This is a genomic window from Spirosoma sp. 48-14, assembly GCF_001898575.1.
GTDB lineage: Bacteria > Bacteroidota > Bacteroidia > Cytophagales > Spirosomataceae > Spirosoma.
Genome location: NZ_MKUD01000041.1, coordinates 15,737 through 28,711, shown reverse-complemented (window position 1 = coordinate 28,711; position 12,975 = coordinate 15,737). Strand labels below are relative to the sequence as shown.

14 protein-coding genes are annotated in these 12,975 nt (G+C 39.7%); 13 read left to right on the top strand and 1 reads right to left on the bottom strand.

Features of this window, described 5'->3' with window-relative positions:
• The first annotated feature begins 32 nt into the window (after nucleotides 1-32).
• The 3 genes from BGO59_RS20420 (at nucleotide 33) to BGO59_RS20410 (ending at nucleotide 3,058) form a co-directional block, all read left to right on the top strand.
• Nucleotides 33-1,397, top strand: a complete 1,365-nt coding sequence (locus BGO59_RS20420; protein WP_293686208.1) for a hypothetical protein — start codon at nucleotides 33-35, stop codon at nucleotides 1,395-1,397.
• A gap of 150 nt (nucleotides 1,398-1,547) precedes the next feature.
• A complete protein-coding gene (locus BGO59_RS20415; protein ID WP_293686207.1) occupies nucleotides 1,548-2,180 on the top strand; it encodes a hypothetical protein in 633 nt (210 codons plus the stop codon).
• A 218-nt stretch (nucleotides 2,181-2,398) separates the two neighbouring features.
• The gene (locus BGO59_RS20410; protein WP_293686205.1) at nucleotides 2,399-3,058 is read left to right on the top strand and encodes an SMI1/KNR4 family protein; all 660 of its coding nucleotides are present in this window, start codon (nucleotides 2,399-2,401) and stop codon (nucleotides 3,056-3,058) included.
• Nucleotides 3,059-3,200: 142 nt separating this feature from the next.
• Here BGO59_RS20410 and BGO59_RS20405 read toward each other — a convergent pair whose 3' ends face one another.
• The gene (locus BGO59_RS20405) at nucleotides 3,201-4,103 is read right to left on the bottom strand and encodes a hypothetical protein (RefSeq protein ID WP_293686203.1); all 903 of its coding nucleotides are present in this window, start codon (nucleotides 4,101-4,103) and stop codon (nucleotides 3,201-3,203) included.
• Nucleotides 4,104-4,365: 262 nt separating this feature from the next.
• On the opposite strand from BGO59_RS20405, the gene BGO59_RS20400 reads away from it, so the two are divergent.
• The 10 genes from BGO59_RS20400 to BGO59_RS20355 all read left to right on the top strand — a co-directional run bounded on the left by BGO59_RS20400 (nucleotide 4,366) and on the right by BGO59_RS20355 (nucleotide 12,950).
• Nucleotides 4,366-4,887 (top strand): hypothetical protein, encoded by a 522-nt coding sequence (locus tag BGO59_RS20400; protein ID WP_293686201.1) that lies wholly within the window; start codon nucleotides 4,366-4,368, stop codon nucleotides 4,885-4,887.
• A gap of 381 nt (nucleotides 4,888-5,268) precedes the next feature.
• Nucleotides 5,269-6,306, top strand: a complete 1,038-nt coding sequence (locus BGO59_RS20395) for an aldehyde reductase (RefSeq protein WP_293686199.1) — start codon at nucleotides 5,269-5,271, stop codon at nucleotides 6,304-6,306.
• A complete protein-coding gene (locus BGO59_RS20390; RefSeq protein WP_293686197.1) occupies nucleotides 6,303-7,109 on the top strand; it encodes an AraC family transcriptional regulator in 807 nt (268 codons plus the stop codon). The genes BGO59_RS20395 and BGO59_RS20390 overlap by 4 nt, the downstream gene beginning before the upstream one ends.
• Before the next feature lie 160 nt (nucleotides 7,110-7,269).
• On the top strand, nucleotides 7,270-8,226 hold the full coding sequence (locus BGO59_RS20385) for a hypothetical protein (protein ID WP_293686195.1): 957 nt from the start codon (nucleotides 7,270-7,272) through the stop codon (nucleotides 8,224-8,226).
• A 322-nt stretch (nucleotides 8,227-8,548) separates the two neighbouring features.
• Complete coding sequence (locus BGO59_RS20380; protein ID WP_293686193.1) at nucleotides 8,549-9,301, top strand: acetylxylan esterase; 753 nt, start codon at nucleotides 8,549-8,551, stop codon at nucleotides 9,299-9,301.
• A gap of 46 nt (nucleotides 9,302-9,347) precedes the next feature.
• Nucleotides 9,348-10,790: a family 43 glycosylhydrolase gene (locus BGO59_RS20375; RefSeq protein WP_293686191.1), complete on the top strand. Its 1,443-nt coding sequence runs from the start codon at nucleotides 9,348-9,350 to the stop codon at nucleotides 10,788-10,790.
• Between the two features lie 31 nt (nucleotides 10,791-10,821).
• Nucleotides 10,822-11,394 carry a Crp/Fnr family transcriptional regulator gene (locus BGO59_RS20370; protein WP_293686189.1) on the top strand — a complete coding sequence of 191 codons (573 nt, stop codon included), beginning with the start codon at nucleotides 10,822-10,824 and terminating at the stop codon, nucleotides 11,392-11,394.
• A gap of 65 nt (nucleotides 11,395-11,459) precedes the next feature.
• On the top strand, nucleotides 11,460-11,870 hold the full coding sequence (locus tag BGO59_RS20365; RefSeq protein WP_293686187.1) for a VOC family protein: 411 nt from the start codon (nucleotides 11,460-11,462) through the stop codon (nucleotides 11,868-11,870).
• Nucleotides 11,871-11,969: 99 nt separating this feature from the next.
• A complete protein-coding gene (locus BGO59_RS20360) occupies nucleotides 11,970-12,398 on the top strand; it encodes a VOC family protein (protein WP_293686417.1) in 429 nt (142 codons plus the stop codon).
• 36 nt (nucleotides 12,399-12,434) lie between these two features.
• Complete coding sequence (locus tag BGO59_RS20355) at nucleotides 12,435-12,950, top strand: putative immunity protein (protein WP_293686185.1); 516 nt, start codon at nucleotides 12,435-12,437, stop codon at nucleotides 12,948-12,950.
• Nucleotides 12,951-12,975: the final 25 nt, after the last annotated feature.

The window sequence follows — 12,975 nt, the reverse complement described above, 5'->3', positions numbered from 1 at the left end:
ACGGATGTTGGCAGTAATTTTATAGACACCCTATGAAACATATAACAGCAATTAATTTTGAAATTCCTGGACAAGGAAAATTTAATAGTTTCTTTAACACAAAATTATCACTTGACGAAAGTGATATAGTAATCATAAAACCTTTTGACAGCTATCTTAACATTGAAAGCAACTATCAAGGAAAGGATAGTTATGGTGATACCGGTTCTAAAATAATAAAAGAGGATTCGGAGTATTGGAAAAAAGAAATTTCATCTTTTATAAAATCGGGCAAAAATGTTTTTGTAATTGTTAGCAGTTTCTATGACTTCTTTATTCAGACTGGGAAATACGATATTTCTGGAACTGGTCGAAATGCAAGAAGGACAAATTATGTTGACTCTTACAATAATTACAAATTCATTGAAAAGATAAAATTAACAAATACGAATGGCTCATCATTTAAAGTTATTGATAACTCAATGAGTGAATTAGTTAAAACATTCAGCTCAATATTATCTTTCAAATGTTACATAGATGCAGATAATTTGAAACCATTATTAGCTACCAAAAATGGCAGGGAAATAGTTTCTGGAATTATTCCAATTGATAAAGGAAATCTTATTTTACTTCCTTTTATAGACTTTGAGGACTTAACTGAAACTAAAAATGGAAAAGAAGTATGGTCAAAGCAAGCAATACAACTTGGAAATAATTTTATAAATTTCATTGTTGAATTAAATAATAAAATACTTGACAACCAAGAAAAATCGATGAAACCAACTTGGTTAGACAAAGATTTATTTAAGCTAAAGGCTGAATTAGAGTTATGCAAAAAGATAATTACAAATAACCAAAAAATTGAAAAACTTACTGCTGAGAACAGCAGCATTTCTCAACAAATAGAGAAGGAAACTATTATTAAAGACTTGATTTTTGAGACAGGGAAGCAACTTGAAAAAGCTGTAATAAAAGCACTTGAAATATTAGGCTATAGTGCTGAAAATTATGACAATGGCAAGTTGGAGTTAGATGCTGTTATTGTTTCACCTGAAGGTGATAGATTTATAGGTGAATGTGAAGGGAAAGATAATAAAGACATAGATGTATCGAAGTTTAGACAATTAAATGATTCGCTTGCGGAAGATTTTGAAAGAGAAGAAGTACTTGAAAAAGCGAAAGGGATAATTTTTGGGAATCCTCAAAGACTTATTGATTTAAGTGAAAGGACTTTAGATTTTACAGAAAAATGCAAAGCTGGAGCAAAAAGAGAAAATATTGCATTAATTAAAACGGCCGACTTATTCTTTATTGCAAAACATATTTTGGAGAATAATGATGAAGATTTCAAAAAAAAGTGTAGAGATTCAATAATTAATCAGCTTGGTTCTATAGTCGTTTTTCCTAAAGCAGAGTGACAAAAACTACTGCCAACACGGGTTTTGCGTCAGGCGGGTTGAAGTGCATAATTCAACATTTGTATATTATTAAACTTTAGTATATTTATCAACGTAAGTGCTTAGATTTCCCGCCCGAACGCAAAGCCCGAAACCGTTACAAGCCATTTTATGATCAATCTTTTCAAATTACAAATAGCGTTTTTTCTATTATCCCATGCTAATGAATACAACTTTAATAGGAAAATTGTATATGATTCTTTGCGTTTTGAAAACAATCAAAAAAATGGTGTAATAACTTATTTGATGAATGATAAAATCAATAGTTACAATGCATATCTATGGAAACTTACAGATGAAGAAAGCACTTTAACGTTTGTTGATCAAAAAGGTATATCCTATAGTACTAAAACTGATACAGGGATATTTAATAACCCAGTATATTATTTTAAAGGCGAAAACTTACACATTTATGCTAATCCTTATAAATATCAAGTTCGTAATTACGATTTTACAGCATTAAATGATACTATTTTAAACAACAAAATTTGCAAACGTTTTATTTTAAAGAGTAAAAAAGAATTGAAGAAAAAGTCAGGTAGTGAAGTTTACATAATTGATACATCATTTAATCTTAAACCTTTATTAACACATTCTACAGTATATGAAGTTTGGAAAAAAAGGAAAAATTTACCTAATGGATTAATAATAGAAAAATACTACTATAACTCAGAAAATAAAATAACTTGTATAGAAAAGTTAAGAAGTTATGAAACTATAGATTTAGTATTCAAAATACCCTAAAAAGAAAAACGGCTTGTAACATGGTATTGCAGTCATTGGGGCGGACAGAATAACAATCGGCTGGAAAAGCTTTAATCAACTTTGGTTCAGGCGGACGGATTTCTATTGAGCTTCTCTCCTAATCATCAACTTTATTTTATAAATTTAACTTCAGCACCGGGCTGGACGTTGGCAAATTCCCCAACACCTGCAATACCCGGTCGTTACAAGCCATTATAATGACAGACGAACAGACATACAAACAAGTGATAAATAAAATCGATTGGCTAATGGAAATTGCCAAACGAAAAAACTGGACAATTACACTTAAGCCTTTCATCGACAGACCAGCGACCCTGACTGAAATAGATTCTATTGAAAAGCAAATTGGCAAGACTATACCTGACGACTTAAGAAAATTATTTCTTTTTTCTAGACATTTAGAATTTAGCTATCAATTTGACGAAACACTTTCAGAGGAGTTCAGACAGAATTTTTCTGGTGACATTTATTGGAATTTAAATTCACTTGCTGAACAGTACTCTAATTTTCAAGAATGGATAAAGGCATCCATTGACCCAGAATATAACGACAGAGAAGCAATTGAAATAACGGAAAAACAATGGCGAGACAAATTGCCTTTTATGGATGTTCCAAATGGAGATGTAATCGCCATTGGAAATAATCCTTCCGAGATAATATATTTTTCTCACGAAGGAGATAGCATGCACGGAAAAATTCTCGGTGACAATTTGTGGAGCTTCCTCGACTTTTATTCTAGAATAGGGTTCGCTGGGAGTGAGGACTGGCAACTTGAGCCTTTCTTTGACTTTGAAAAAAACATTATGGTGACAAAAGGTGAAAAAGTGGATAGATATGCAGACTTATTAGAGAAATAACGGCTGGTAACACGGGTTTTGCGTCAGGCGGGCTGACGTGCAAACTTGAAGCATTATGCTTCTAATGAACTTTAGTAATAAAATGAAGCTTTGTGCTCCGAAACCCGCCCGAACGCAAAGCCCGAAAACGTTAGCCGTCACTTTAGACAGACCCCTCAAATGGTAGTTTCGACTGGTTATCGCCTTTTTCTTGTAGGACTTCTTGAACCTCTAAGACTTCATAATTATATCCAATAACCTCAAAGTCGTGACCATATTTGACTTCTGTTTTCACTTTGGCCCTAATAGAATCACCGGGACGAATATCAATTTTTCGTGACTGAAAATCTTTTAGCCATTCTTCATGTGAAATTTTAGCTGGGACACTTCTACTCCCATGTTTAAAATCCCACATAGTATTACCCAAGTAATCAGGTTTTCTGACTTTCAATATCATGATAGTTTCGTTTGACACCGTTTCTCTTGTGACTAAATCTTCAAGTTCGTCTGGTGTTATGCTTAACTCCAAATTAAAAGTAGCATCACCAAATTCACTTTTCATTGTTGCCTTATCTTCTGGCGACAAATACTCAAGTGACTTATTTATTTTATCTATGTTTTCCAACAATTTTGGTAATTGTAATGGTGTATAATTAGGCAAAAGTTTTACATCGGTATTTTTTGCTTCTTCGACAATCTCATACTGTATATCTTCAATGACTTTTGCATCTGTTATAATTGTTTTTCCTTCAAGTTTTTTAACGACAATATGCTTTGCTTTTACTAAATAATGACCGACAGCTTTTTTCCAGTTCAAACCTTTAACAGCTTCATCCGGGACACCTCTTAACACATTTGCAAGCCATGTTTTTAAAGAACTTATTTCAATATCCTCAAGTAAAAGAACAGTCTCTATTTTATTGTCAATGGTCTTTATTAAGTCGTTATCAAAATCTTGAAAGGCTTTTATTAATGATGCCATTGCCTCAAATACTCTTGAAGGGTTTTCGCTATCTTTTTTATAGTCAATGACAATGCAGAAATCAGACTTCAAGTTTTTATCCATAACATTAAATTGTACTGCAAAATAATATAACTGGACGAAAAGCGAACGGCTAACATAAGTATTGCCAAAATGCAGGCTGACGGAAGCCGTGTTTCAACTTTGGTAATTCTGTTGTGCTGCATATCCAGCTTGACCTTATCTTTTTAGCTATGTGCATATCATCATCTTTTTTATCTTTACTCTGCAGCAGTCAGCCGGGCGGACGGAATTCTATTCCATGCACTTCGGCAATACCTGCTCGTTGGCTGTAATGCACCTAGACATGATAAACTTCTTCAAAAAGCTATTCAGTAACAAATCACTTGACAAAGATATTTTGCTCAAATTTGAACTTGACGACGGTAAAATGTACGAGGAGAAAATTAAGTTTGACAATTTTGAAGAACGAGTTTCTGAATTGCAAAAGCAGTTTCATCAACCTAAGGCTCTTTCAGAAATATCCTTTATTTACTGCTTGGTTGGAAATATTGTTGAAGAACGATTTGACAAAAATTTGAATAAAGCTGTTTTGGGCACAAAACATTTTTCACCTGGGACAAAAGTTTACTGTTATCCACCAATGTGGGGAGACGGTTATGAAAATATAAAAGTCATTGGTAGACACCGAAAATCCACAAGACTGATAACAATGGTTATTCCTTCAGACCGAGTTACAAACTGGAGACTTAAAACAGTTTATAACCCATTTGTAATTAAAGAAATGACAAACAATTTCGGCTGGACAGACAAAGAAAGTGACAAAGAACGAATAAATGAAATGCTACAATGGCTGGCTAAAAGGTAAACCGCATAGACAGAAAGCACTACAGCCAACATTGGTATTGCCAATAGTGGGGCTGGACATTGGAGCAATCAGCAACGGTAATGCTGCTGTGCTGTGGTTCGGGGCTCGACGAATAGAGCCCAGCTTTAGTTCTTAATATTTAACTTTATCAAAAAGGCAGGCAGCGGTTCCGGGCAGACGAAATACTATTTCCCCACCATCGGCAATACCTGCTCGTTAGCGGCAAGTCTAACAGACCACCGTGCTGACTTCAACAAACACACAAAAAACAGAAGCAAGACCACCCCAAAATTTGGACTTTCTGGCAAAATGACTTTGGACTCTACAACAAAGCAGACTGAAAATTTTATGCTCAACTTTGCACCATAAAATTTTTAGACAATGGAAAATAAAGAAACAGCTTTGGTAACAGGTGGAACAGGCTTTGTCGGTGTTCACTGCATTTTGCAACTCTTACAAAAAGGTTACAACGTAAAGACAACAGTTCGCAACTTAAAACGAAAAGACGAAGTAATTGAAATGCTGAAAAATGGCGGCATTACTTCGTTTGACAACTTAACATTTGTGTCGGCTGACTTGACCAAAGACGAAAATTGGGACGAAGCCGTAAAAGGTTGCACTTATGTCTTGCACGTTGCTTCGCCAATCTTTTTGGCTTTGCCAAAAGACGAAAACGAAATGATTCGTCCTGCGGTGGACGGTGCATTGCGAGTGTTGAAAGCGGCACGAAATGCAGGCGTGAAACGAGTTGTGATGACTTCAAACTTTGGTGCAGTTGGTTACAGCCACAAAGACCCAAGCACACAAATAACAGAAACCGATTGGACAGACCCGAACGAAAAAGGTTTGTCGTCTTACAACAAATCAAAAGTGTTAGCCGAAAAAGCGGCTTGGGATTTCATCAAAAAAGAAGGCGGAAATTTGGAGTTAGCGACAATCAATCCGACAGCCATTTTTGGTCCCGCTTTGGGCAAAGATTTGTCAAGCGGTTTTGAGTTGCTACGCAACTTAGTAAATGGCTCAATGAAAGCTATTCCAAATTTGTATATGAACATCATTGACGTTCGGGACGTTGCCGACTTACACATTCGTGCAATGACAAACCCGAATGCAAAAGGACAACGCTTTTTAGCGTTAGCAGGCGGAAAAATGTCGTTGCCCGAAATTGCTGTTTATCTCAAAGAAAAAATGCCCGAAGCAAGCAAAAATGTTTCCACTAAAAAAGTGCCTGATTGGGTTGTAAAAATTGGCGGTTTGTTCAGTCCGAAATTAAAAAATGTGGCTTCTATGATGAAAACAAATCGTAACACAAGCAATGAAAAAGCAAAACGCGTTTTGAATTGGAAACCAATCGCAACAAACGAAGAAGCCATTGTTGAGAGTGTAAAAAGTATGCTTAAATTTGGGAACTTAAAATGAGAGCGACTGAAATAAAATCTTGTTATATCGGACCCGAAATCTCTCCCGAACAATTTATACCCGAACATTTCTTTTTGTTTTTGGCAAAAGGCACTATGCACGGTTATGACGGCAATAAACATCACGTTTTGAAATCGGGCGAATATTGTGTCGTTCGCAAAAATCATTTAGCACGTTACAACAAGCAGAAAGAAAATGACGAGTTTGAAAAAGTGTTCATCATTTTTGACGAAAAGTTTCTCAAATCATTTCAAGAAAAGCACAAATCAAGTCCGACAAAATTCAGTTCCAAAGAAGCATTTGTACAACTAGAACAAAACGAACTCATTCCAAATTTTGTTCGTTCGCTAATGCCATATTACAATCGTTCGGGAAAAATTGACGGAACTTTTGCAGACTTGAAGCGAGAAGAATTATTGCTCATACTTTTGAAATTGCAACCCGAATTATCTGGCGTTTTCTTTGACTTCGGGAAACCCGAAAAATTGAATTTAGAAGCGTTTATGAACAAGAATTTTAAGTTCAACGTAAGCATACAACGCTTTGCGTATTTGACAGGACGAAGTTTATCGGCTTTCAAACGAGATTTCAAAGAAACTTTTAACGACACGCCAAATCATTGGCTAAAAGAAAGACGACTGAAAGAAGCACATTTTCTCATAGACAAGAAAAACAAAAAATCAAGTGAAATCTATTTGGAATTAGGTTTTGAAGACTTGTCGCACTTCTCGTTCGCTTTTAAAAAGCAATTTGGACAAACACCGACAGAACTTGCTGACCGAAAGACGAAGACCAGCCGCTAACAGGGTATTTGCAATAGTGCGGCTGACGAATAAATGCTCAACTTCGGTAATTCTATTTAACTTTAGTGCAAAACTCGGCTGACGGTTCAGAATTGTCGCACCATCGCAAATACCTAATCCGTTAGCAGCAAGCTAAGACAACACTACAACATCGACAAATATGAACTGGAATTTAGGACTTAATTTTTATTCAACTGACCCGATATTATTCGAGCCAAACGAACTAGCAACAAAAGAATTTACAAAATACATTGCAGACAACAAGTATCATATCTATGTTGTCTGTAAGAGAAAAAAAATATTCTTTGAAAGCTGCGAACTTGATGGTGATTTTTGTAAGACAACTCTTTACTACTTGGACGATAAACACAACAAGATTTATTTAAGATATAGACACCCCAATAATCTTTTCATTAATTCTTGGAAAGATGGTATTTATCAAGTTACTATCAACGGCACGGATGCAAGAGAAATTCGAGACTTTGACTTAATAACGAATTTTAATTTTCTTGAAAATGACTTGATTGGCGACAAGGAGAAGAACCCTCTTCCCTCTGACTTAGAAGTCCTATACATCGGACAAGCCTTCGGACGAACCACCGTTAAGACTATTGATTATCGAATTTCTAATCACGAGAAAGTTCAAAAAATTGCACTTGACATATTGAAAAAGGGGACAAACGAAGAAGTCCTAATTATTGGACTTAAGATAAAAACAAATGACTTTGGAACATCATTCGTTTCAGTTGGTTCGGACACAAAAGCTCCGACCGTAGAAAGTTTAATGGAATTAGTAAATAAAGCGAAAAAGCGACTGACGAATGGACAAGAAGTAACAGTCTTTGAAGCATCATTAATTAAATATTTCAAACCAGATTTGAATACTGAATACAAGGAAACTTTTCCATCAAAAGATTTTCCTTCATACAGTGAGTTGTATGAAACAGATTTTGACTACTCCGCTATGGCTGTTGACACAAGACAAATTGGGGTAAGACTTTATTCACAGGAAATTGGTGAGCGAAAATATTTACATACACTTCATTACCCATTGACAACTAATAGCGACAAGAAAACATTATTTGAATATCTCTATGAACTCAATGACGAAAAATAATAGCCAGCCGCTAACAGCAGTTTGGCAAAATGGCGGGTTCAGTGCTAAATTGAACATTCGGTTTTCAAATGAAGTTTAGTGCTAAATTGACAATAAGTGCTTCTAAATCCGCCACTTCGCCAACCCGCATAAAGCCCTGCCCGTTGTAGCGGTAACTATAACGCTTTGCACACTGATACTTTCTACATTTTATATCAATTACACTAATTCCAGGGGCTTTAAGCTTTACCAAACCGCCCCCATTTTAGTAGCGCCATTGTGAGTAGGTTTGCCTAAACTACGCTTACTGTAGAAACACTGATCCTTACCAGGGCAATCTGCTATGAACCGAAACCGCAAACCCTTGCTGCCGATACTATCGTTTATCGTTTTATCAGGGTTACAACTTGGCGGCCTTACCGCTTTTGCACAAGGTCCGGGACCACGCATCCCCCTCCCTCCCATTCCGCTAAAAGGCGATACGACCCATACCTTATCCAAGCACTTCACGGTGGCCTCTGCCACCCAAAAAGCACCGGATGCTGAAGGATTTATTCAGCGCTGGCTGGTGCTGGAACCGGTCAAGAAAGATATTGTCCGAAATAATATTTTCACCGACAACTACCTCCGCACTACGTTTTCGGCCGATAACTTTTCCAGCGATTACACCTTCGTTCCCAAAAATGGCGAAACAGTAAACGTGGGCAATCAGGCCCTGAAATGGTATGCGTTGGACAGCAAGGCGTTCAACTTCAACTTATACCATTTTACCTATGCCCTTAACAAGCCCAAATACGGAATCCTTGTCTGGCTGGTCACGGTAATCGACTGCCCGGAAGAAATCCAGAACGTCAGGATGGCAGCCGGATGTAATTCGGGAAGCATGTGGTGGCTGAATGGTCAGGAAGCCATGCTGCTTTCTGGCGACCGGGATATGATTGCTGATAACGTTACCTCTTCCCGACTAACGCTTAAAAAGGGAAGAAACATCGTCCGGGGGGCCGTCATAAACGGACCGGGAATGGCTAATTTCTGCATGCGTTTTTTAGATGAAAAAGGGTCACCCGTCAAAAACCTCCGTATTAGAATTGAGTGATTGAGCGATTGAGTGGATTAGCGAGCTAGTTAAGACAACTTAGTACATGAAACGAATGAACGCATCTTGCCTGACAACCTTATTTGCTTTATTGATAACCCAAACCACATTCGCACAGATCGGGCGTCCCTTTATACATGATCCATCAACCGTTGCGGAATGTGAAGGCAAGTATTACACATTCGGCACGGGCGGTGGCGGATTAATTTCCAACGATGGCTGGACATGGTATGGTGGTGGAGTAAGGCCCGGTGGTGGTGCAGCTCCTGATGTCCTTAAGATTGGGGATCGTTACCTGGTCGTTTATGGCGCAACGGGTGGTTCGCCTAACCACAAAGGCGCTATTCTGACCATGTGGAACAAGACCCTGGACCCAAAGTCGCCTGATTTCAAATACTCGGAGCCGGTTGTTGTGGCTACGTCGGATGGCTATGAAGAGAACGATGCCATTGATCCCGGCATAATGCTGGACCCGACCACCGGACGCCTTTGGATGACCTACGGCACCTATTTTGGCTACACGCGCCTGATCGAATTAGATCCTAAAACAGGCAAGCTTAAGGCTGGCAACAAACCCGTCGATGTAGCTATCGTCTGTGAAGCCAGCACGTTGGTATATCGCGACGGCTGGTATTACCTACTTGCCACGCACGGCAGTTGCTGCGATGGCGCCAACTCGACTTATAACGTGGTGGTGGGTCGATCAAAAAAAATAACAGGCCCTTATCTCGATAATGTAGGACGAAGTATGCTGCAAGGGGGTGGCAAAATGGTGGTGGCTACGCGTGGCGGATTAATTGGTCCCGGTCATTTTGGGCATATTGTTCTTGAAAACGGCGTTGAAAAAATGTCGATCCACTATGAAGCCGATTTAGCGCAGGGCGGTCGAAGCGTATTAGGCATCCTTCCGGTGGTTTGGAAAGATGGCTGGCCGATTGCCGGAGAGAAGTTTAAAGAAGGCACGTATGAAATTGAATCCGTACGACGAGGCTATGCCTTAGAACTGGCCGTTGATTTCACCCGAATGGCCGTTGGACCACGGGGATTTGGCCAGCCTAACAATGATCCTATTAAACCCGCTCCGGCTCAGCAACTAGCCGATGTTCAGAAAAACTGGCCAACAGGACCTATTCATCTGCGAATAGGCGACTACATGTCTCGTCCGCATCAACAATGGACCATTACCGATGCGCCTGATAGCACCGGGTATTTGGGTGGCCCCTATTATAAGATCGTACTAGCTGGAACCGATCGAGCCTTAGCGGCTACTGCCGATGCGGAAGTCATAACCGTACCGGCCTTTACGGGCGCCCCCGAACAGTTATGGCGAATCGATCAACTGACGGATGGCACTTATCGAATCATGCCCAAAACCGTACCGAATTCAGGAAAGAAATTAGCACTGGTATCGTCTGGCGATAGCACACCGACATTGGCCGAATTTGATTATAACAGTGATAACTCTAAATGGAATTTTAGGAACCACTAAAGCGGCCATTTGTTGCATTATTTACTTCATTATGGACAATCTATTAAGATATATTCGCTCGCTGACAAATTTTTCGGACACAAGCTGGAAAATGTTGCAGGATGCATTAACAAAGAAAGCGTTTAAGAAAAACGAATTTTTACTAAAAGAAGGGCAGGTTTGCCAGTCGCTTTTTTACATTGATAGCGGTTATTGTAAAAGCTATTATACGATTGACGGAGATATAAAAAACACAGGTTTTTTCTTTGAAAACGAGATCGCAACAAACATCAGTAGCTTTGGAAATGGGCAGAAATCAACCTATGCTATCGTGGCCTGTGAAGCGCTGACAGCAATCGTTTTTGACAAAGACAAATTGTTTCAAGCGTCTAAACAAAATATCGAAATAGAAGCTTTGGGGCGGAACTGCATACGCTTGTTTGCCACCAGACAAGAAGAGTTTTCAACCTTATTCAATCGCTATTCAGCACAAGAGCGTTTGGAATACCTGGAAAGAAAACACCCCGAAATGTTACAACGGGTTTCACTCTCGCAATTGGCGTCTTTTCTCGGGGTAGCAAGGGAAACCTTAAGTCGAATAAGAAAGCGTAGGGTGTTGGCTTAATTTTGTGACGTTTATCACAGGTCTCACATTACCCTGCTTTTGACCTTTGCATAAAACTAGAAACTATGCAAAAGCTAAAAAAAATTGACGAGCAAACTAACGTTTTGACCTGGTTTGAAATTCCTGTAACAGACATCGACAGGGCGAAAAAATTCTACGAAACTATTTTGGATATTGACATGGTGAAACGGGCTGACGGAAACGATGAAGCTGTTTTCTTTCCATTTAATCCAGGTGTTATTCAGGCAACATCGGGGCGAATCACAGGCGTATTATCAAAGTCAGCAAGAAACCATCCATCAAGCAACGGTACAGTTGTTTATATCAACGCAAGCCCAGACATTCAACTTGTTCTTGACCGCGTTGAACAAGCAGGCGGAAAGATCATTGCACCAAAAACGCAAATTCCGGCAGGTTTAATTGCCATCATCATCGACAGCGAAGGTAACAAGGTTGGGCTTCATGCTGAACAATAAAACGAACACATAGGTATCTACCGACCAAAACTTTATCCAGTGTTTACGGCTTTTCCTTTATAAAGGACTCGAACCATGGTAAACAACAAATTGCTACGAATGGACAATGTGGGCATCGTAGTAGAATCCCTTGATGATGTCATTTCTTTTTTCACCGAGCTGGGCCTGAAACTCGAAGGGCGGTTCATGGTAGCAGGCGAATGGGCGGGTCGTGTTACCGGATTGGGTGATCAGCGCGTGGAGATTGCCATGATGGTCACGCCCGACGGCCACAGTCGACTCGAACTCTCGCGGTTTCTCAGCCCATCTGTCGTCGCCGATCACCGGAATGCGCCTGTCAATGCGCTTGGCTACCTACGCGTCATGTTTGCCGTTAAAGACCTTGATGAGATGCTTTCCCGGCTCAGTAAGCATGGCGCACAACTCGTTGGAGACGTGGTTCAATATGAGGAATCATACCGCCTGTGCTACGTTCGCGGCCCCGAAGGTATTCTCATCGGACTGGCTGAAGAGTTGAATACTAAGTAAAGCATCGTACAACACCTATTTTGCGTCAGGCAGCCAATGATCTTACCGAAAGAACGAGACCCACGATTTATTACGATACGGCGTGGCGGCACATTGACCGATTCAAACCACCAGTTGCTTGCATTATGGGCGGCTACCTGTGCCGAACACGTACTTCCGTTGTTTGAACAGGCTAATCCTACTGACGAACGTCCCCGAAAAGCGATTGAACTAGCAAGGGCATGGGTCAATGGAGAGATTACTATGAAACAAGCGCACAATGCCGCTTTTGCGGCCAATGCTGCGGCCAAAGGAATGCCCGATGCAGCCCGATTTGCCGCTCTGGCCGCCGGACAGGCCGTAGCTGTTGCTCATGTTGCAGCCCACGAACTTGGGGCAGCTGCCTATGCGATAAGAGCTGTTAGAGAGTCTGTTGATGAGAATGAAAAGGAGAAAATAGGTCGGGCAGAATGTCAATGGCAGCGCGATCAGCTTCCGGCCGACATTCGTGAGTTGGTGCTGGATGATCAGATTTTAAGAAATCATCTGTGCTGGTCTGTTTTTGATTGTTGATGGGGTGTTGGAGGAGACTTGGAGC